Here is a 20498-nt window from a genome sequence, read left to right on the forward strand (position 1 = left end):
ATTAGTATAGTAATCCTTACTTTTTGATCACATGAAGTTTTTTTCTGCAATGCTCTGAACTAAACTCTATTGATTTTTGAACTGCCAATTAGGTCTATATCGCCTATTTTGAGGTTAGGACTGTTTTTAATTGTGATTATACTGTCAATAAGTTGGCCCCCTTCCATTGTTCCTTCCACATTCTCGATTAGGCCGATGGTGCCCGATAGTATGTTTCCACGCATTTGGAACTCCAACTGGTTATTTATCAAAAATTCTCCTTCATATATTTCGTTATCGATAAACTGGTTTGCATATCCCTTTCGTCGGCTATATTCACTGGTGATGCGAAAAGCATTCTGAGTTTTGTGAATTTTGTTTTTTTCAATAATATTTCCGATTGCGTGACAAAAATAGTCTGGTGATTCTACACCGAAAGCTCCAAGGCTGGCCATATTTAACCCACTTCGTCCTCCGTTAACTGTATTTCCTTTGATCACATTATAAAAACCACCACCCCATAGACTCAATGCATGACCAGGTTGATTAGTCTTAGGAACCACACCATTTATCCAGTTTTCCGAAATTGAGCATTTATAAAAGCCTGTTACTAAGGAGCCTTCAGTTCCTTTAGAAGGAATGTAATCCCCCTCAATAAGTATTTTTAAAGAGTTACCGTCATTGAAAGGTTCGGATGAAATAATTTTAAAATCTTTATATTCATTATCTAGAACCAGAAGATAATTACGGGGATCTCCTACGAAATCTGCATCCACTTTTTTATTTTGGTACTTTTTTCCCGGAATTATCTCATTTATGAAATATAGCGAATCTATTTCCACTAATACGCCGTCATTTACCTTGGAAGCGCTAGATATGTAGAATTTGCTAATGACTGGTATTAGATTCATAGAGTTTGCGTATGAATCGAACCCAGCACCTTCTTCTAATACCTCATTTACAGTATTGCGATCAAACTTATATCCAATTGATAAAGCTTCCCGATTGGCTGAGGCTTGAAAAGCTGTATTAAACCCTTTGCCTGAGGTGTTGCCAATGAGTTCGCACGTTTCGAGTACTCTACTAACTCTGATGCCATTATCAGCATAATTAGCCTTTATGATAGAGTTTTTAATGCTGACTTTCTTCGCATGATCTATGTAAAAACCTGCTCTCAAGTCAGCTTCAGTATCTATGGTAACGTCTTCTGCCACAATTGTTGAGTTTAGACTGTCTACGGTGATAGGGTTTCTACTCCTCTCTAATGGGTTTAAGTGAATGGTTAAATTTTTTAATAGCTGATTTTCATCCTTATTGGGCGAACTATCAATTATTATATTTTTAAGAGTTAAACCTTCAACTTTAGTATTTATTTTATTAAATATTGAATTATTGTGCGAATTGATTCCAATTAATGTGCCTTCACCTGAAATGCTTTTGGCCTTTTGATACCAAAGTGCATTCATTCCGTGCCCTTGAAGGAGAATGTAAGTTCCTTTAGGGATGTAAAGATCGATTTCGGAGAGATCTAACTTGTTGAACTCCTCAGATCCAATAACACTCATGACCGGCTCTTTAGTCTGCACTCCATTCTTTATTTTAATAATAAAGACTTCAGTATCGTACCCAACCCAATATCCATCTTCTGTAAGTCTCTTAGTTTCTGGGTTGAAACATCCCTTAAATTCAAGGCCTTCTAATTGTGAATCGATAGGTTGGATTCCATATTTTTGAATATTAACCCTCTTATCAATAATTTCAGATTGTTTTTCAGGATTAGAATCTGGTTTTGAAATAATGACTGATCCTAGGGCAGAGGAAGTGATATTTAGGTCTGCCTCATCTAGGTCAATTACTCCTGTTCCTTTGAATAGTCCTTCTATTTCAATTTTGAATTTTCGAATAGTCATGGCTAAGTAAGTTTTATAAAAAGTGAAAACACAAAGAGTTAGATGGCCCCCGATAAATAACAATAGCTTTATCGTCTTTTAGAATAATTGGCCTATCTCATCTGAAATATAGCAATCTGAACTGAATTAATTATCTTTGAGCAACACAATATCAGGTAGTTAGGAGTTGATTTCGCCTAGTGTAGCTCATCTGAGATTATTTCTGTCTTTTTTTCTTCGAATAGGACAAATCATAATTACTTTTTTACTACCTAGGATTTTTCCACCATCGGCATCCTTCCTCCTCAATATTTTCCTTACATTTTCAGCCTAATCACAGATCTATGACACGTTTATTCGCTTCGGCTATCTTTTGCTTTGCACTTTTTACTTCTCAGTTTTCTTTTGCGCAATCTGCCCAATATCCACTTGTAAAAGGTTTTGGGGGGATATATGAAGTGCCGGATGCTACTGAAAAACCAGATCCGTCCAAGGAATACTTCATCTTGATAGATATGACTACGGGTGGAGCCGAAAACGCTGAAATTAGCCGCTGGGTGGATAATGTGGCGCGCATGATGAATCTTCATGGCCTTGCCGGTGTTCCGAAGGAGCGCATGCACATAAAGGTGGTGGTGCATGGCGGTGCTATTTTCACCGTTTTGGGTGACGAAGCCTACAATAAGCGATTCGGTACGGACAATCCCAATATCCCTGTTTATGATGCGCTGGAGGAGGCTGGAGTGGAAGTTTTGGTCTGTGGGCAGTCGCTGCATGCGCGCCGATTGGCAAAGAGCGATTTGTACCCGGGGGTTCAAGTGGCACTTTCAGCTTTGACTACCATAACTACGTATATACCACAGGGCTACACCTACTTAAAATTTTAATACCCACTTGGAATAATTATTGGTTCCTGGGGTAATGTGTTTTACATGAAAAAAAAATCCCCAAGCACTAGTACCGCAGGAAAAGTCGTCGTAGGCTTTTCCCTGGCTGCTATTTTTTTAATCGGAATGGCAGGTTTAACCTACTACACTCTTAATCGTCTACTGGGAACTATGGAGGAGCTGGCTGCTCCGAACCAGAAAATGACCCTGCTCAATGAGTTGCAGGCCGAGATTATCGGGATTACCCAAATCGATCAGTCCGGCATCACTACGGATTTTAGAGTGCAGGATTCCAGTATTTTATCTTTGAAAAACAAGCTCTCTGAGCTGACTTCACTAGCAGAGGATTCAGTAGAATACAAGTATCTGGAAAGTGTTCATACCAATCTGGATACCCTCATTTTGGGCTACATAGACCTATATGAGGTAAAATCAAATATGGCCAGTCGCAATTTTACCGAAGAAGCGCTTCGGAAAGTAGAATTGGGGATCCGGCGCAGAGCTACCAGCGCAGAGCTCAAGCCATTGGAAACGATCAACCCCAAAGACTATCTTTTCAATGAGCTAGAGCAGGAAATGAATTCTCGTCAGGAGCTGTTGACCGATAGAATCACCAAAGAAGAGGACAAATCGGTAGAATACCTCCGTTACCTGCAGCGGCAAAATGTGCGGAATTCAAACCTTCCGCTGGAACGTGACCTGGACAGTGTGTTGTATAGCCTGAAGGGGATTATCAACCGGGTAAATCGGGAAGAAAATTACCAGCGGCAAAGGTTGGCCAAAATGGAAGCAGATATTTCTTCCAGCCAAAGGCAAATCATTACTACTATTCAAAACCTGGTGACCACCCTGCAAAACCGGGCCGTAGAAGAGTCTAATGAGAAAAATGAATCTGCCTTTGAGCTGACCTATGACATGATTTTCATGCTGATCAGCATAGTAGTGCTCGCTATCCTCGGGACTTCGGTGCTAGTATACTCTATTTTGAAAGAGATCAAACTGACCAAAAAATATCAGGAAAACCTGGAGATTTCTCAGAGTAAAGCGGAGCAGCTGGCCCGTTCCAAACAGGAGTTCCTTGCCAATATGAGCCATGAAATCCGAAATCCTCTCCATGTGATTCAAGGTTATCAATCTGTGCTGGAAAAGTCTGAGCTGGATAGCGGACAACAGTCCCATTTGAGAATGATAGGCTTTGCTTCTGATACCTTAATGGAAATCGTGGATGAAGTGCTGGACTTTTCCAAGCTGGAAGCAGGTAAGCTGAAACTGGAAGCCCACGCATTTGATCCCGAGTCACTTTTTGCCTCACTACAAAACTTTTTTGAATTGCAGGCTGCGGACAAGAAACTTGCCTTCAATTGGCAGCTTCAACTACCCAAGGACAAATGGCTAATCGGGGATCAGCTGCGCTTAAAACAAATCCTCAATAACCTTTTGAGCAACGCTTTCAAGTTTACTACCGAAGGAGGCATTCAGGTCAAAGTCACATGGGGAGACAATGTCCTAAGTGTAGAGATTAAGGACACTGGGATAGGCATGTCAGAAGAAGTATTGAAGCGGGTATTTAAGGAGTTTGATCAAGCTGACACCTCGATTTCCAGAAAATATGGGGGCACTGGCTTGGGACTCGCGATTGTGCATAGGCTGGTTTCGCTTATGGAAGGGGCGATACAGGTGCAAAGTGAGGAAGGCAAGGGCACTACCATGCAAGTCACGCTTCCTATGGTCGCTACAGAAGCCCAAACTCCCGATTTCGATCCCGATGAGATCGTTTCTTTGGACCTTACAGGTTTGAAGATTTTGTTGGTGGATGATGATAAGGTAGGGATTCGCTATTTGGAGACCATCCTGAGTTATTTTGGAGCCTCTATCATAGCTTACCCTGGAGGGGCAAATTTCAGAGATGAATTTGTGGAAGTGGATTTTGATTTGGCGATTTTGGATATTCAGATGCCCGAATTTTCTGGGTTTGAAGTGGTACGTAAATTAAGAGAAAACCCGAAGTATGCCGATTTGCCAATCTTGGCAATGACTGCGAATGTGTTTGTAGAGGAGCGCGAGAAAATGATGGAAAATGGCTTTACGGATATCATTTTCAAACCTTTTCAGGAAAAAATCCTCATCCAGTGCCTAGGTCAGTTCTTCCCTGAGCGAGTACTTACTGATGAGGCGAAAAATGAAGTCCTAACCGAAGCCGAGAATGCACTGTTTCAGCTGAGTGATCTGGCCAAGTTCTGCATGGGTGATGAAATGCTTCTGCAGGATATCGTGAAGGAGTTAATCTCAGAAACCAAAAATGACCAGGAAAAACTTCGTCACGCACGAAAGGCAGAGGATTTTGATCGCATATTAGAAATCTGTCACCAGCTAGGAAGCCGGCTTGGGCAGATCAAAAGCCCTACAGGTCAAGTGGCCAGAAGAATCGAAAACAACCTGAAAATTGGAAATAAAAATGGCCTCGGAGAGCTGCTAAACCAACTGGATGATGAGCTTCATATCCTTTTGGCTGCACTGTCCGAGACCATCGCCAAGGCCGTGAATGCCTGACATTAATCCAGACCGTACTTTTCCATTTTGCTATACAGTGTTTTTCTATCCATTTTCAGGATTCGAGCTGTTTTGGATTTGTTGAACTTTGTGTCTTGTAAAACCTTCTGAATCAGTTCTTTTTCTTGCTCGATCCACTGAGATTTGTAATCTTTTGGGGACGGGAGATCATTTTTGCCTGAACTTAGGGTAGTTCCGATCTGACTGCCAGTGCCATGGGCTGGCTCGTAGATGTCTGCGGGCAGAGCTTCCTTTTCGACCAGTTCCCCAGAGGTTAAGAGTACTGCCCGCTTGATGATATTTCTGAGTTCGCGCAGGTTGCCGGGCCAGTCATAGCCCAAGAATATTTCCCAGGTCTCAGAGGTAAAACCCTTTACATTTTTATTGAGCCTTTGATTACTTTCTGCCAAAAACTGAGCGGTAAAATCTTCCAGATCATCTTTTCTGCTTCGCAAAGGAATGGCACTCAGCGTAAATTCATTTAAGCGGTGGTAAAGATCTTCTCTGAAATGTCCGTCTCCAGCCTGGATCAGCAGGTTATCGTTAGTCGCAGCTATGATTCTGACATCTATTTTAATCTCCTTGTTTCCTCCGATTTTGCGTATGGTTCGTTCCTGTATGGCACGAAGTAATTGAATCTGTACCTCATAGCTCAGGTTTCCGATTTCATCTAAAAATATGGTGCCTCCATTCGCCATTTCAAAATGCCCTGTTTTGTTTTCCAGGGCACCTGTAAAGGCTCCCTTGACATGACCAAACAGCTCACTTCCTGCCAGTTCCTTTGGCAATGCGCCACAGTCTATGGCTACAAAAGGCCCATCGTGTCTTGGTGAAAGGTCATGGATCCTTCTGGATATAAATTCCTTTCCCGTTCCTGTTTCTCCTAGCACTAGTACACTAAGGTCAGTAGGGGCTACCACTTGAATATGTTTTTCCAATTTTTCTGCTTCTGGAGAAGAGCCTATCACATAGGAAGACCCTGCAGTTTCTGATTTCGGAGTGTTGGTAGAAGGGGCCGGGTTGCTTATTGTATTAGGAGCGGACTCTTCTGCAACCCTAGAGGTCAGGGATTCATTTACGGTAGCTAGAAGTTCATCCGGATTGATTGGCTTGGTGATGTATTCAAAAGCCCCAAGTTTCATGGCTTTGATCGCGATTCTAATATCAGAGTAGTGCGTGATCAGTATCACCTGGGTTTGAGGGTAGTTGGCTTTAGACCATTGCAGAAGTTCCATGCCAGTGCCGTCTGGTAGTCTGAAGTCGGCAATGATCAGGTCAAATTTAGAACTGGTAAAAAGCTGCTGTGCTTCCTTTACTTTGATAGCAGTTTGGACCTTAAATCCATTTTTCTCTAGAAAGGTCTTGACTATCCTGGAATAGGTAAGGTCATCCTCTACTAATAGTATATGCTTCATGAATTAAATTCTTTGGAAGCCTAATAAACAAAAAAAGCACCAGACATGAGCCGGGTGCCTTTTTACTTAGGAGATTGAGCAACTATTTCTTCACTACTTTACCTAGGTGATTGTACACTATGGTGATGCTATCTTCGGATTCGTCATCGAATTTCACTTCATATAAATACTTGCCGTCCACTTGGGGGATTTGCCAAGCTTCAGCGATACTGAATCCTGCCAAGTTGCTATCGGCAGCGATCGCTCCTCTTACTCGGGGAGGGAGCGCATCCGCATCGATTTTCAATTTCTCTTCCTGCATCACTTGGATTACTTCTTCACTGTTCCAATCGGGTAGAGGAAGTCCTACAGCTATGGATGTGCTCGCGATTAAGAATATGATAATCAAAGGTTTGAACATGTCTTTGTTTAATTTTAGGGTGAGCATTTCTTTACTTTATGATTTAGGAATATAATAAAAATATTAGACCTATGCAGTTTAGGTATCAATTGCTATAGCTGTGCCAGGTGTATTTTTAGTATGGTGAGGAGTACAAACACAGAATATTTCTGAATTACCTGGGGAATTATGCATCATAATGTACTGATGAGACCTGGGGCTTTGCCTCATAGTAAGGGATTTGAGATAAATCAAAAGAATGAAGTGTTGCCAAAGAAATGGGAAGTAAAGAGAACTTATTTTGGCCTGAATATCTTCTAAAAACTACTACCTTTGAATCTTCAAAATAACATTTGCCCTACTCCATGAGTGATGCTATCAAACACGAATGCGGCATAGCAATGATCAGATTGCGAAAGCCAGCCCAATATTATATCGATAAATACGGGTCGGCTGCCTTTGCCTCCAATAGGCTTTATGTCCTGATGCAAAAGCAGATTAATCGAGGACAAGATGGTGCAGGAGTCGCCAATGTCAAGATCGATACCAAGCCAGGCACCAGATATATCAGTAGATATAGGTCTGTAGAGCCTTCAGCGGTCAATTTTATCTTTGATAAAATCAATAAGAAATTCAAGAAAGCCAAGAAAATCGGAGGTGAAAATGCGCTGAAAGACGGAGAATGGCTGAAGGAGAATACGGCTTTTACAGGGGAAGTGTGGTTAGGTCACCTGAGATATGGCACACATGGGGAAAATTCCATAGAAACCTGCCATCCCTTTCTCAAGCAGAATAACTGGAGAAGCCGAAACCTAGTGATGGCCGGTAACTTCAACATGACCAATGTGGAGGAACTTTTTGATAAACTGGTACAGCTCGGACAGCATCCTAAAGAGAAAACAGATACCGTCACCGTAATGGAGAAAATCGGGCATTTCCTTGACGAAGAAAACCAGCGGATTTTTGACAAGTACAAGCATCAGTACTCCAATGAGCAGATCACTCAGGTGATAGAAAATGAATTGGATCTGGCTAGGATTCTCCGAAGGTCATGCAGGGATTTTGACGGTGGATATGCCATGGCAGGCATCGTGGGAAACGGTTCCTCCTTTGTGGTAAGGGATCCGTCTGGAATCCGTCCTGCGTTTTATTATGCTGATGATGAGGTGATTGTGGTTGCCTCAGAGAAGCCGGCGATCAAGTCTGCTTTCAATATAGATTTTAAAGCCATCAAGGAAATTAAACCCGGACACGCTTTAGTGATCAATAAGGATGGCTCCTATGACGAATCTGAAATCATGCCTGCCAGAGAGAAGAAATCCTGTTCTTTTGAGCGGATTTATTTTTCAAGAGGTACAGATCCAAATATCTACCAAGAACGCAAAAATCTAGGCAAAGCTTTGATCCCGCAGATTCTCAAGGCTATTGATTTTGATTTGAAAAACACTGTTTTTTCCTACATCCCCAATACAGCAGAAACTGCGTTTCTGGGCATGATAGAGGGCTTGGAAGATTACCTGGCTATTAAGAGGAGAGAAGTGATATTGGACGGAAAGCCTCATATGGGTGATCTGGACGAATTGCTGAACTTCCGTCCAAGAGTAGAAAAACTAGTCAGTAAGGATGTCAAATTAAGAACCTTTATCACCAACGACGATGATCGGGACTCCATAGTGGCCAATGTGTACGATACCACCTATGAGGTGATCAAACCAGGCGTAGATACCTTGGTGGTGATTGATGATAGTATAGTAAGAGGAACTACTTTGGAGAAAAGCATCCTGACTACCTTGGATAAACTGAACCCAAAGCGAATCATCATCGTCTCTTCAGCTCCACAGATCAGATTCCCGGATTGCTACGGCATAGACATGTCCAGAATGAAGGAGTTTATTGCTTTCAGAGCCGCTTTGGCTTTGCTCAAGGAGCGAAAAATAGAAAATAAGCTAGATGAGATATACGAAGCTTGTGTGGCAGAACCCTTGTCTCCGGAGAATTTTGTGAAGGGAGTTTACAGCTCATTTACAGATGATGAAGTGTCGGAGAAAATATCTGAAATCGTCACCAATCCGGAGATCAGAGCTGAAGTAAAAGTGATCTATCAGACGGTAGAAAATCTGCATGCCTGCTGTCCGGATAACCTTGGAGATTGGTACTTTACAGGTGATTACCCTACCACAGGAGGTACCCGGGTAGTGAATAAGGCGTTTGCCAATTTTATGGAAGGCAAAACCATACGGGCGTATTAGAAATTCAACTATAGAAACAAACAAAAAACGGCACAGTGAGCAATCCTGGTGCCGTTTTTTGTTTGAAGAACCCCAATTTTCTTAACTTCAACTCAAATTCTAAACTGTATTTTATGGACATAAATGTATCTCTTTTAAAGCAAATATGTGAAATCGCCGGTGCGCCCGGATTCGAGAAAAGAGTGAGAGATTTAGTAATCGAGCTGGTGACTCCACTGGCCGATGAAGTGAAAACTGATAACATAGGGAATGTAATCGCTATCAAAAAGGGAAAACGAAATCCAGACGGAAAGCGGGTGATGGTGGCTGCGCACATGGACGAAATCGGTTTCATCGTCACGCATATAGATGACAATGGCTTTCTGCGGTTCCATACTTTGGGGGGATTTGACCCGAAAACCTTGACAGCTCAGCGGGTGATCGTGCATGGTAAAAAGGATCTGGTAGGTGTGATGGGCAGTAAGCCTATTCACGTAATGTCTACCGAGGAACGCGCCAAACTACCGAAGACCAGGGACTTTTTCATTGATCTGGGAATGCCAAAAGAAGAAGTGGAAAAGTACATTTCTGTGGGGGATCCAGTGACCAGAGACCGGGAGCTTATTGAGATGGGGGACTGCGTGAACTGTAAATCTATAGACAATAGAGTAGCGGTATTTATCCTATTGGAAGCTTTGCGCGAGCTAAAAGACCCAGCTTATGATGTATACGCCACCTTTACGGTACAGGAGGAAGTGGGACTGCGAGGAGCAAATGTAGCTGCTCACGGGATCAATCCCGATTTTGGGATCGCGCTGGATACCACGATTGCTTTTGATGTACCAGGGGCTCAGGCTCACGAAAAAGTCACCGAGCTAGGTAAAGGAACCGCAATCAAAATTATGGATGCTATGACCATTTGCGATTATCGAATGGTGGAGTTTATGAAACAGACTGCGGACAAGGCAACTATTGCCTGGCAACCAGAAATACTAGTGGCTGGAGGTACTGATACCGCCGGTGTGCAGCGCATGGGCAAGCAGGGAGCTATAGCAGGGGCGATTTCCATTCCTACACGTCACCTGCATCAGGTGATAGAAATGGCGCACAAGAAGGATATTGCCGATTCCATTGCCTTGTTAAAAGCTTGTCTGGAGCAAGTCGATTCGTACGATTGGAAGCACTAGTCCATATTCAAGAGGCTGTCTCAAAAGTATAGTTTGTCACATTGGGCGAAGTCGAAATGTATTCTAATTTACAGGAAATGGCCTTCGACTCCGCTCAGGCAGGCACCGATAAGCCTTTTGAGCCAGCTTCTTTTTTTGCAAAAAAGGGCTAGGGTTCATCTAGTATCAGTCAGCATAAGACTAGCTTCCAGCAAACTGTATTTCTCTGCGATCTCTCATTTGTCCTTCACTAGCAAAGTCTGGGATTAGCAGCGGTTATTCGACATTGCTTTTTCAGATAGTATTTTACAGCTTGGTTTTTGACACTTATTGCTTAAACAGGAATTCAGAATTTTATATGACTAAAAGCAAGCGGGATAGAATCAAAGTGGAGCCTTTTTTGGCATTTGGAAATACGCATGAGGTTTTTTTCAAAGGTCGCGTCATCACAGCCTACCAGCAGAAAAGACCATCCTCCAGGAATGGCTGGCTTAAGAATGTCTTAGCGACCATCAAAAGATATGCAGGTTCTTCGGTCCCTAACATGACCGTAGAAATAATTTTTCAGGATAAAACCTATGTGGTGCAAACGGACCAGGATGGGGTCTTTGAGTTGCAGGTTGGGGATTCGCCGGCTCAGTCCGCGCAAAATGAAATCGTCACCTTTCAGGTAGTCCACCCAGAAATTAAGAATTCTCCCGTCGCGCACCTGGAGGTGCTACGCTATTCGGGGGCTACAGGAGTGATTTCTGATATAGATGATACGGTGATCATTTCACATTCTACGGATTTAGGGAGGAAGTTTTGGCTATCTGTATCTAAAAATGCTTTAACACGAAGACCCTTACCCGGTGTCTCTTCTTTTTACAGAAAACTGACCGAGAATGGAAAACTCCCCATGTTTTACGTATCCAGTAGTGATTGGTCACTGTTTGATTTGATCAAGGACTTCCTGAGGTTTCGGCATATCCCCGATGGTCCATTATTGCTAAAGGACAAGCATATAAACCTGAAAAATGTATGGAAATCCGGTGGTGGTGACCACCAGCACAAGTATCAAAAGATCGTTCATCTATTTAAGTTGTACCCAGAGATGGCTTTTTACCTGATAGGGGATAGCGGACAGGAAGACCCCGAGATCTATGCTGACATGGTACAAAAGTATCCCAATAGAGTGAAGGGGGTTTTTATTAGGCTGGTGGGGAAATTTGATCCGGCTAGAAGAAAACAATTGGAAGAAAAGATCTCCACAGAAAATTTTCATTTTGTAGAGACTTCAGAGCAGGCGATAGCGATACTGGAACAGGAAATGAAAGAGAACTAGTCCAATGGAAAAAATGAAAAATTGCCTGTTTATCTTGAACCCCATCTCCGGAGATAATAATTACCAAAAGGAGGAGCTATTCGCTCAAGTGGAAGACTCACTTAAGCTGTATAATTTTCACTTTGTGGAAACTACCGGTGAAAATGACCCCGAAAAAATCCAGAAAAAATTAACGGAATATCAGCCCGATCTGGTGATGGTAGGAGGTGGAGATGGTACCGTGAAAATGGCAGCTATGGCGCTGAAATCAAGCTCGGTTCCGATGTGTGTGGTTCCGCTTGGCTCCGCAAATGGGCTGGCCAAATGCCTGGGAATAGAGGTGCTGACTGATGCCTTGGAGGCTGTACGAGATCATGAGGTGAAAGCGATTGACGCTATCGATATCAATGGGGAGATCTGTCTTCATTTGGCGGATTTTGGGATGAATGCCAGTATGATCCGGAAATTTGAAGACGACGATTCCCGCGGTATGCTGGGCTATGTGAAGAACTCCCTTTCTGAACTTTTCTCTGCGGAGCCCAAAAATTTCACTTTGAAATTTGGTGAAGAAGAAGTAGATCTTTCTTCAAAAATGATGGTTATCGCAAACGGAGACCAGTATGGAACTGGAGCCAAAGTGAATTGCAGTGGAGTGATGGACGATGGGAAATTTGAGGTGATCTCCATTAATCCTTTGACCGCTGACGATTTCTTGAAAATGACCGTAGCTTTTTTTAAGGGTGATCTGGATGAAATGGAGAATGTGCAGACTTGGCAGGTGGAGGAGTGTGAAATCATCAATCATCATGAAGCCGAGTTTCAGATTGATGGAGAAGTCATGAACCATCCTAAATCCATTCAGGCCAAGATTCATAAGCATGCATTTAACTTTTTGGTGGGTAAATCCTTTGATAACTGCCGTACTTCTGAAGTTTGAATACACTCATCCCAAAGTAGGATAAGAAAAAAGTAGATTTGTGTATCTTACTTTTTAGCTTTTAAATAAAACGAAAAATCTCATGTTCAAAAAACTACTGGCAGCTAGCTTGATCGCGACGAGTTTCTTCTCCTGCAACACCAATAAATCAGAAATAAAGCAGCTGCCTCAGCCTGAATCAGAATGGATCGCTATGTTTGATGGAGAAAGCCTGGAAGGCTGGACGCCGAAAATCTACCATCACGAGACGGGTGACAATTACCAAAATACTTTTCGGGTGGTGGATGGAGCGATTGAAGTGAACTATGACGATTATAATGAGGGATTTAATGACCGTTATGGACATTTGTTTTACGACAAGCCCTTTTCTTCTTTCCACATGACATGGGAATACAGGTTCACGGACCAATGGCTGGAAGATGCAGCTAGCTATACCTATAGAAACAGCGGGGTGATGTTTCACTCCCAAGCTCCAGAGACGATTTTGAAAGAGCAGGATTGGCCGATATCTGTGGAGTGGCAGATGCTGGCCGAGGAAAAAGAAGGAGTTCCTAGACCCACAGGCAACATGTGTTCACCGGGTACCGATGTGTTTTTCGAAGGGGAAAAGGACCCAAGACACTGTATCAATTCTACTTCTCCTACCTTCCAGTGGGATGAGTGGGTAAAAGCCGATTTGATCGTATATGGAGATTCATTGGTCATCCATTTGGTGAATGGCGATACGGTCCTGCAGTACACCAAACCGCAGATTGGGGGAGGAGTGGCCAATAACTTTGATCCGAAATACAAGGAAGATGGCAAGGCGTTGACCGAAGGCTATATAGGTCTGCAGAGCGAAGGTCAGGGTGTGATTTTTAAGAATTTGAAAATTAAAGAGCTTTGAGAAGAATCAAGATTATAGAATCAAGAATCAAGAGCCAAGAATTGAAAGTTAAGAGCCTAGAGTCAGCTATATAGTTAGCGGCCGTTCGTGTCCGCACGAACGGCTTTTTTTATAGATAGTGGTTTCCTAGGATTCGCATACAGCGAAATAGTATTCTACGAGTTGCTCCCCTCGACTTCGCTCGGGGAATGAATACTATAATTAAACTAATGAGGATGTCTCAAAAGTATAGTTTGTCACATTAAGCCAAGTCGAAATGTATCTTAGTTTACAGGAAATGGCCTTCTACTCCGCTCAGCTACACACCGAGAAGCCTTTTGAGACAGTCTCGTTTTTATTGCTCCTTCATTCAAGTTCGACAATTGTTAGCGTATGCTGACCTCGGCCTTCAAACTTTTCATACTTCTTACTTCAAATACACAGTTTTGCCTGATTTGGCGCTTTCTACTGCAGCTGATAGGATTTCTACCACGATCAGATTGTTTTCTAATGAAGGAAGCGCATATTCTTCCAGTTCCAGGTCTCCATGGACCACTGCCAGCAGCAGGGTGAATGGATCCTCAAAAGGACTGTTTTCGTATTCCAGCTTCATGGATTTTTCCTCATAGTCACTGTAACCTTCCGCTATTCTCACCCTCAGATCAGTAGGATTGTCTGCATAGATAGCACCTGTCAGTCCGTAAATTTCCATGTCTTTTCTGCCTATAGGCCAATTCCAAGAAGCCTGAATAATAGCTTGTGATTCCTCGTAATTCAGGATAATAGTGGCCTCATCGTCCACCTTTGGGTTGTTTTCAGGCTGTAATTGATTAGTCACCGCGGTGACCGAATTTGGGCGTTTACCCTGGTGGAGCCAGGTGACCAGGTTTGCCCCATAGCAGCCAAAGTCAATAATCGCTCCGCCTCCGTTTAATTTAGGATCGGTCAGCCATTCCAGAAATTCCTCATTTACCCCGATTTTTTTGGGTCCTTTGTGCCCGTCTCGCACGATTATTTTCCTCAGTTCACCCACGGCCCCTTCCTGCAAGAGTTCCTGAGCTTTGAAGGTGCTAGGATACCATGTGGTCTCATAGTTGGTGATCAGATGGATGTCGTGTTCTTCTGCCAAAGCTTTCATTTTTTCGGCATGTTCTAGACTTACTGCTAGGGGTTTCTCCACCATTACATGAATTCCACGCGGCGCGCAGGCTTCTACCACCGCCAAATGATCATAGATATTCCCAAAAGCGGTGACTGCTTCTGGTTGGGTTTTGTCCAGCATCTCAGTCATAGAGTCAAAGACCAGATCCATGGAAATTCCATGCTGCTCGGTCAGCCTTTTGGCGAGTTCCCGGTTCGGTTCGGCTATTCCTACGATTTCCAAATCAGGCCGGTCCTTCGCATTTAGAATCCACCCTACATGTCCATGGGTGAGACCTGCTACTCCGATTTTTGTTCTTTTGTGCTGCGCAAAGCTGACTTGGTAGCAAAAAAGAAGAAACAGGCAAATACTGATTTTTTGTAGCATGGGTGGATGTTGGGCTTGGTTTGAGCGGTAATTTATGAAAAACTAAATCACTAATACACAATCTTCAGTTTGTTCAGAAAACTTACATCCTCGGCACGGTCATTCCTCCGTCTACCACGATGACCTGACCCGTAGAGTAGGGAAGATCTCCCCTGACCAGAGCTGCCACCACCTTGCCAATATCCTTAGGTTCACCCATTCTGGGCTCTAGGGTCATTCCGCTTTTGACTCCCTTGTGGTAGGTTTCGCGTACCTTTTCTATCATGTCAGTTTCTATGACTCCAGGCCGGATTTCATATACAGGAATGCCAGCCTGCGCCATTTTTACTGCCAATACCTGGGACATCATAGCCAGAGAGGACTTTGCCATGCAGTAAGCAGCACGGGTAGTCGAAGCTACAGTCGCTGAGATGGAAGTGATGTTTACGATGGAGATTGCTGATTCGGGATGCTCAGCCTTTAGATCAGTCATCCACTTTGCGATAGCCTGAGTCAGAAAGAAAGTGCCTTTTTGGTTGATGTCCATTAGGTGGTCAAAGTCCTCTTCCGTAATGTCAAAAATGTCACTTCGTGTTCGGGGCGCCACTCCGGCGTTGTTCACTAGGATGTCTATTTTACCAAATTTAGCTTGCAGACCTTCGAGTATACTCGTCCTATCCTCTTTCAGGGCGATGTTTCCTTGCAGATACTCCACTTTCACTCCGCTACCTCTCAATTCTGCCAGGGTTTCTTGTACGCTGGCCTCTTCACGCACTCCGTTTATGGCCAAATCTATCCCTTCCTTGGCTAATTGTTTCGCTATTCCCAATCCAATTCCCCTGGATCCTCCGGTGATTAAAGCTACTCGGCTCATGATGATTTGATGGTTTTAAGTGTCTCGTGTATTTCCATTTTTTTGTAAAAAGGATCTAAAGGAAAGCATCCGGAGATCATCCCGTTCCTAGGTGCTGTAGTACAATCTGAGAAGGTTCTACAGATCTTTGCCCGCTTCATAGGAGTTCCTTCCAGTACATCTGCAGGTAATTCCGGATAGCTAAGGACCATTCTGCCCAAGCCTATGGAATCTGCTTTTCCGCTGGCAAGAACGCTTTGACCTACATGAGGAAGCCACTCCTGCAAGTAGGAATAGGCAGAGCCTACCGTGTAGAATTTTGGAAAAGCTTGCTTTACCTCGGCCACTGCGCTGATCTGTCTAGCTACCCCGTGAAGTGGATCTTCGGGTGGATTATAGCCGTCAGAAGGAGGGAATAAGGCAGGGCGCTGAATGTGAGGATTGTAATAGGGACTGCCGGCCGTGGTGCATAGAAGCTCAATGTCCAAGTTTTCTAATTCTTTCAAAAACTCAAAGGACTCCTTGAGGTTCTCTCCGCTTCCATTTTCATCCCCACCAAATGCATAGGTGTAATTGCCCTCGGAAGCAGGAATACCGGTGCCGTCTGGCCCAGGTTTGAAGGGCGCCCAATCAAAAATGCTCATTCTCACTCCAATTTCCAGACTGGGAGCCTCCGTTCTTATCCCAGAGACTATTTCCCGTATAAATCGCGAACGGTTTTCAATGGATTTGCCATAGCGGCCTTCCCGGTCATAAGCACTTAAGAATTCGTGCCCCAAATACCCGTGGCAATGTTTGATGTCCACGAATTTAAAACCGGTTTTTTGGGCACGAACTGCAGCTATGACATAGGCATCTATCAGCTCGGTGATTTCACCATCACTCATCAGTGGATAATCTTCAGCCAGACCAAATTTCTGATTTAAAACGGGGTGTGAATAAAGGATCTTAGGCTCCATTTTGGTTTTACTATTGGGCTTACAAAACCTTCCAGAATGCGTGAGTTGCAGTCCGGTAAGTAAGTCGCTGCTGTCACCAAATGCCTGAAGATGCTCCTGCTCCACCATTTGATATAAGTCCTCAAAATCGCTCAGGTTACCTTCATTGATCATCAACTGATTGGGATTGGCTCTTCCATCGGGCTGCACGGCCACAGCTTCACAGCCCCAGAGTAGCTTTGCTCCGCTGATCGCAAAATTCCGCCATCGTCTTTTAGTGAGTTCTGTGGGCTTGCCATCCTTGGTGCCATCCCAGCCCTCCATGGGAAGAATACAGAATGCATTGCCTATTCTATTGCCGGCACGTGTGGTGTGTGCCTGCGCAAACGGGGAGTCTTCGCCTGAAGTCAATTCTTCATCAAAAGGTAGGTCTATGCCCTCTTTCTTCAGGTGATCTCTTAGGATTTCTGCCGTTTTCAGTTGGGCAACTCTGGGGAACGGTGGTTTGTATTTTCCGGTACTCATGGGCTTACACAGTTAAAGAAGCTGTAATAGTTCTCTTGCTTAAGCATACGCTGCAGCAGCAAAGCCAACTCACGGGCATGATAGTCACCCCACATGCAAGATTCTCCGTAAGGAGCCTTTTGGGCTTCTGGTTGATAATCCCAGCCATTTGGCTGATGGTATATGCTGTGCAAAATCAAGCCTTGGTGATCGGGATCTGTAGATAAATAGGGTTCAGAGAAAAGATTTCCTGCAATTTGAATTCCTGCCTGAATGTACTTTTCGGACTGTGTTGGGTCCGACTTTTTCATCCAATTCCCAATCCTGATCAGGCCTTGTGCAGCGATGCAAGCTGCAGAGGAATCCACCGGCTCAAAGTCATTGAACGGGTCGGACTTTTTACTCAGGTAATCGCCCATTTTGTGGAGATTGGGAGCTCCGGTGTCCCAGTATGGGATGCCGTCGGTAGGTGTATTAGCCAGGTAAAAGTCAGCGGTGGCTTTGGCTGCTTTGGTGAGTGTTTGGATCAGATCCTGCTTGGAGATAACAGCTGCATAGTCCTCTTCTTTTATTTGATCAAGTATCTCCAGCGTCTCGCCAAGTCCGCAGATTGCCCAGGAGAGTCCCCGTGTCCAAGTGCTGAATCCGGTGTAACCTTGCTGGGAATTAGGACATCTATAATTCCCATCGTTGGTATTGAAAATGATTTCATGGGCTGTTCTTCCGGATATATCGTAGGTGTCTCTGCCCTCACCGTAGTAGATGGAGTATTTTACCGTACTCAAAATGTGCTGTATAGCCCGTTCGATCAGAGAGATTCTTTTGTCATTTTCGCTTTGTAATACATGGCCTAAAGCATGTGAAACCACCAATGCCCTGCAGGAACGGATGGTGTCTACAAACAAGGAGTGCGGTCCGTTAAAGGAATAGATAAAACCTCCTGACGGAATTTCTGTCCAGCGCATAGCTTGTACGGCACCACTTACTTTTAGTGCCAGTGTATAGAAATTCTTTTCCCATTCATTGGATTCGATTTTACCTTCCTTGATCAGTCGAAGTAAATTCCCATAAGTACTCACATTATTGAACCCATGGTCGTGCACCCCATTATGGGTGAGGTGAGGCGCCATTTTATTCAGGGTGTTTTTTCTGCCCAGTTCCAAATACTCATTTTCGCCAGTGGCGTCAAACTGAAGTATGGCTGAGCCAAATTGAAACCCCTGGGTCCATTCTGTCCAGCCACGGGTGACATATTTACCTTTTTCGGTAAAAACAGGAGCCCCGTCTGCGGTATCGAAGGAGGATTCTATCAATTTTATTTTTTGCCCAGATAGCTCCCAGAATCTATTGAGAGGTTTTTCCAGGTGGTTTATGCTGAATTGTGATTCAAGATTCATAAGCGGATTTTTGAGTCAAGTGATGGCGAAGCATCAGGATAAAAGTTATAACAAAGAGTACACAGTACATCAGGAAGTCGAGAGGATAACCGGCAATCACACTAGGGACAATACCTGCTAGGGAAAGCAGGAAAATAGCCAAAGCAAGCGTGGAAAGCCAGATAAGCGCTGGAGGTGGATTTTTGAAAATGACTGCTCCAAGCACCACAGGTGCGATCATGCTAGTACCAGCAAAACTTACCCTAGCCAGCAATACCAGTTCGTCACTCATATAGGTGGAAAATACTAAAACTATCAAGGAGAAAACCAGGATGGAAAATTTGGTCACTTTCATGTTGGCTTTATCTGTACCGGTGAGCATAGATCTCAGCTCTGTTCCCAGAGCAAATATTTGTGCATTGGTGGTGGAAAGACAGGCTGCAAATAAGCCCACCACCGCTAAAGCAGCTACTGGTACTGCCTGGTCAAAAAGCAGGGCTTTGGTAAGAAAATCAGCTGTGCTGGCATCTGGGTATTGGATAGCTCCATATAGGCCTATGAAGGCTGTGGGCAGAATTACGAGAATTGCGAAGATGCCCACGGCATAGGCCATTCTGTGCACGGATTTCAGGCTTTTCATCACTACCAAGCGTGTAGTAAACTGGGGTTGAGAAACCGGAATCAAAACTATGGCTATCGCAGAAGCGATTAGGAAAGGGCTGGTAAAGAGCCCATTTGGTCCCGGGAGGGTCAATAGGTCAGCGTTGGTTTCGGAGACTTTAGCCAATCCATCTTCCAGCCCTCCGCTCATCTGGAGGCAGGTCACGCCGATGATCCAGATTACGGTCAGCATGATGACACCTTGTATGGCATCACTGTAAACAATGGCTTTGAGGCCGCCGATTTCCGAATAGATCAGCATGATAAATACGAGTAAAGCAGACCATGCCCAATACGGAAACATGTCCGGAAATGCAGCATCTAGAAATATGGATATTCCTCTGATCTGAATAGCCACATAAGGAATCAAAAAGAGGAACGCACTGGCAAAGACTAGGTAGCCTGCAAATGAATTTTTATAGCAAGACTTCATCAGTCCGGCGACTCCTTTGTAGCCATTGATGCTCGCCCGCTTGCGCAATGCATATCCAAACCAAATCAGGAAAAAGACCATCAAAGCATCAGATAGAGCCAGGAAAATCCAGGCACCCACTCCGTGAGACCTGAAGAAATCCGGCATTCCCATAAAAGTGAATGCGGAAAATAATGCGGCTGAGAAAGTCAGGAAGCCTAAAATGGTACCGATGTTTGACCCTGCAAAGATAAAGTCGTCTGATGTCCTATCTTTCTTGTAAGAGCGGTAGGAAGCATAGCCCAGCATGGCCAGAAATAAGGTGAAGAAGAAAATCAGCCATCCAATCATTGCTTCTTCGGGTCTTTATATGGGAAAAACTTGGAGCCAAGAAAGGTTGCAATCACTACCAATACAGTGACCACAAAGCCGGACCAGAATACAAATGGGATACTAGCTAAGGTCGGGTCGAGTTTTCCTGATTTGAAAAGGAAAAGGTATGCGAAGACCGTCAATACAGTCACAGCAAGTACCAGGAAATTCCATTGCTTGGATTTCATAGAAATAGGTTAAGGTTATTTTGTGTAATTCGGGTTTTACCTAAAAATACTTTTAAGTTCGGCTTAAAATAGCAATTATCTTTTTTAATA

General features: G+C 43.8%; 16 protein-coding genes. 7 read left to right on the plus strand and 9 right to left on the minus strand.

The features are described from left to right. Nucleotides 1-59: 59 nt before the first annotated feature. Nucleotides 60-1889 (minus strand): hypothetical protein, encoded by a 1830-nt coding sequence (locus PBT90_RS03960; RefSeq protein ID WP_264809090.1) that lies wholly within the window; start codon nucleotides 1887-1889, stop codon nucleotides 60-62. Between the two features lie 323 nt (nucleotides 1890-2212). Between PBT90_RS03960 and PBT90_RS03965 the strand changes: the two genes are divergently transcribed. Together PBT90_RS03965 and PBT90_RS03970 are read left to right on the plus strand one after the other, a co-directional pair. Beyond that, nucleotides 2213-2755: a DsrE family protein gene (locus PBT90_RS03965; protein WP_264809091.1), complete on the plus strand. Its 543-nt coding sequence runs from the start codon at nucleotides 2213-2215 to the stop codon at nucleotides 2753-2755. A gap of 45 nt (nucleotides 2756-2800) precedes the next feature. Then, entirely contained in the window at nucleotides 2801-5305 is a 2505-nt protein-coding gene (locus PBT90_RS03970) for a hybrid sensor histidine kinase/response regulator (protein ID WP_264809092.1), read from the plus strand. Nucleotides 5306-5307: 2 nt separating this feature from the next. Here PBT90_RS03970 and PBT90_RS03975 read toward each other — a convergent pair whose 3' ends face one another. After that, nucleotides 5308-6720 carry a sigma-54-dependent transcriptional regulator gene (locus PBT90_RS03975; RefSeq protein ID WP_270131699.1) on the minus strand — a complete coding sequence of 471 codons (1413 nt, stop codon included), beginning with the start codon at nucleotides 6718-6720 and terminating at the stop codon, nucleotides 5308-5310. An 82-nt stretch (nucleotides 6721-6802) separates the two neighbouring features. Next, the gene (locus PBT90_RS03980; RefSeq protein ID WP_264809094.1) at nucleotides 6803-7147 is read right to left on the minus strand and encodes a hypothetical protein; all 345 of its coding nucleotides are present in this window, start codon (nucleotides 7145-7147) and stop codon (nucleotides 6803-6805) included. A 317-nt stretch (nucleotides 7148-7464) separates the two neighbouring features. On the opposite strand from PBT90_RS03980, the gene PBT90_RS03985 reads away from it, so the two are divergent. From PBT90_RS03985 to PBT90_RS04005, 5 genes are all read left to right on the plus strand, one after another. Further along, a complete protein-coding gene (locus PBT90_RS03985; protein WP_264809095.1) occupies nucleotides 7465-9348 on the plus strand; it encodes an amidophosphoribosyltransferase in 1884 nt (627 codons plus the stop codon). Between the two features lie 113 nt (nucleotides 9349-9461). Next, nucleotides 9462-10514: a M42 family metallopeptidase gene (locus PBT90_RS03990; protein WP_264809096.1), complete on the plus strand. Its 1053-nt coding sequence runs from the start codon at nucleotides 9462-9464 to the stop codon at nucleotides 10512-10514. Nucleotides 10515-10851: 337 nt separating this feature from the next. Further along, nucleotides 10852-11817: an App1 family protein gene (locus PBT90_RS03995; RefSeq protein WP_264809097.1), complete on the plus strand. Its 966-nt coding sequence runs from the start codon at nucleotides 10852-10854 to the stop codon at nucleotides 11815-11817. A gap of 13 nt (nucleotides 11818-11830) precedes the next feature. Continuing rightward, nucleotides 11831-12733 carry a diacylglycerol/lipid kinase family protein gene (locus PBT90_RS04000; protein WP_264809098.1) on the plus strand — a complete coding sequence of 301 codons (903 nt, stop codon included), beginning with the start codon at nucleotides 11831-11833 and terminating at the stop codon, nucleotides 12731-12733. 82 nt (nucleotides 12734-12815) lie between these two features. After that, nucleotides 12816-13619 (plus strand): 3-keto-disaccharide hydrolase, encoded by an 804-nt coding sequence (locus PBT90_RS04005; protein WP_264809099.1) that lies wholly within the window; start codon nucleotides 12816-12818, stop codon nucleotides 13617-13619. 406 nt (nucleotides 13620-14025) lie between these two features. Here the strand turns inward: PBT90_RS04005 and PBT90_RS04010 are convergent, their stop codons facing one another. From PBT90_RS04010 to PBT90_RS04035, 6 genes are all read right to left on the minus strand, one after another. Continuing rightward, nucleotides 14026-15126 (minus strand): Gfo/Idh/MocA family protein, encoded by a 1101-nt coding sequence (locus PBT90_RS04010; protein ID WP_264809100.1) that lies wholly within the window; start codon nucleotides 15124-15126, stop codon nucleotides 14026-14028. A gap of 82 nt (nucleotides 15127-15208) precedes the next feature. Then, nucleotides 15209-15979: a 3-ketoacyl-ACP reductase gene (locus tag PBT90_RS04015; RefSeq protein ID WP_264809101.1), complete on the minus strand. Its 771-nt coding sequence runs from the start codon at nucleotides 15977-15979 to the stop codon at nucleotides 15209-15211. Beyond that, the gene (locus PBT90_RS04020; protein ID WP_264809102.1) at nucleotides 15976-17421 is read right to left on the minus strand and encodes an oxidoreductase; all 1446 of its coding nucleotides are present in this window, start codon (nucleotides 17419-17421) and stop codon (nucleotides 15976-15978) included. Before PBT90_RS04020 ends, PBT90_RS04015 begins: the two co-directional genes overlap by 4 nt. Then, nucleotides 17418-18797, minus strand: coding sequence for a glycoside hydrolase family 88 protein (locus tag PBT90_RS04025; protein WP_264809103.1), 1380 nt, complete (start codon nucleotides 18795-18797; stop codon nucleotides 17418-17420). The genes PBT90_RS04020 and PBT90_RS04025 overlap by 4 nt, the downstream gene beginning before the upstream one ends. Continuing rightward, nucleotides 18787-20199, minus strand: coding sequence for a sodium:solute symporter family protein (locus tag PBT90_RS04030; protein ID WP_264809104.1), 1413 nt, complete (start codon nucleotides 20197-20199; stop codon nucleotides 18787-18789). The genes PBT90_RS04025 and PBT90_RS04030 overlap by 11 nt, the downstream gene beginning before the upstream one ends. Beyond that, complete coding sequence (locus PBT90_RS04035; RefSeq protein ID WP_264809105.1) at nucleotides 20196-20408, minus strand: hypothetical protein; 213 nt, start codon at nucleotides 20406-20408, stop codon at nucleotides 20196-20198. The genes PBT90_RS04030 and PBT90_RS04035 overlap by 4 nt, the downstream gene beginning before the upstream one ends. Nucleotides 20409-20498 lie beyond the last annotated feature (90 nt).

This window comes from Algoriphagus sp. TR-M9, assembly GCF_027594545.1.
GTDB classification, from domain to species: Bacteria; Bacteroidota; Bacteroidia; order Cytophagales; family Cyclobacteriaceae; genus Algoriphagus; species Algoriphagus halophytocola.

Bases quoted from the DNA above. Each gene is read 5' to 3' on its own strand.
- PBT90_RS03995 (WP_264809097.1), top strand. From the start codon at position 10,852: ATGACTAAAAGCAAGCGGGATAGAATCAAAGTGGAGCCTTTTTTGGCA.
- PBT90_RS04030 (WP_264809104.1), bottom strand. From the start codon at position 20,199: ATGATTGGATGGCTGATTTTCTTCTTCACCTTATTTCTGGCCATGCTG.
- PBT90_RS04015 (WP_264809101.1), bottom strand. From the start codon at position 15,979: ATGAGCCGAGTAGCTTTAATCACCGGAGGATCCAGGGGAATTGGATTG.
- PBT90_RS03985 (WP_264809095.1), top strand. From the start codon at position 7,465: ATGAGTGATGCTATCAAACACGAATGCGGCATAGCAATGATCAGATTG.
- PBT90_RS04020 (WP_264809102.1), bottom strand. From the start codon at position 17,421: ATGAGTACCGGAAAATACAAACCACCGTTCCCCAGAGTTGCCCAACTG.
- PBT90_RS03990 (WP_264809096.1), top strand. From the start codon at position 9,462: ATGGACATAAATGTATCTCTTTTAAAGCAAATATGTGAAATCGCCGGT.
- PBT90_RS03975 (WP_270131699.1), bottom strand. From the start codon at position 6,720: ATGAAGCATATACTATTAGTAGAGGATGACCTTACCTATTCCAGGATA.
- PBT90_RS03970 (WP_264809092.1), top strand. From the start codon at position 2,801: ATGAAAAAAAAATCCCCAAGCACTAGTACCGCAGGAAAAGTCGTCGTA.
- PBT90_RS04035 (WP_264809105.1), bottom strand. From the start codon at position 20,408: ATGAAATCCAAGCAATGGAATTTCCTGGTACTTGCTGTGACTGTATTG.
- PBT90_RS03960 (WP_264809090.1), bottom strand. From the start codon at position 1,889: ATGACTATTCGAAAATTCAAAATTGAAATAGAAGGACTATTCAAAGGA.
- PBT90_RS04005 (WP_264809099.1), top strand. From the start codon at position 12,816: ATGTTCAAAAAACTACTGGCAGCTAGCTTGATCGCGACGAGTTTCTTC.
- PBT90_RS04010 (WP_264809100.1), bottom strand. From the start codon at position 15,126: ATGCTACAAAAAATCAGTATTTGCCTGTTTCTTCTTTTTTGCTACCAA.
- PBT90_RS03965 (WP_264809091.1), top strand. From the start codon at position 2,213: ATGACACGTTTATTCGCTTCGGCTATCTTTTGCTTTGCACTTTTTACT.
- PBT90_RS03980 (WP_264809094.1), bottom strand. From the start codon at position 7,147: ATGCTCACCCTAAAATTAAACAAAGACATGTTCAAACCTTTGATTATC.
- PBT90_RS04000 (WP_264809098.1), top strand. From the start codon at position 11,831: ATGAAAAATTGCCTGTTTATCTTGAACCCCATCTCCGGAGATAATAAT.
- PBT90_RS04025 (WP_264809103.1), bottom strand. From the start codon at position 18,797: ATGAATCTTGAATCACAATTCAGCATAAACCACCTGGAAAAACCTCTC.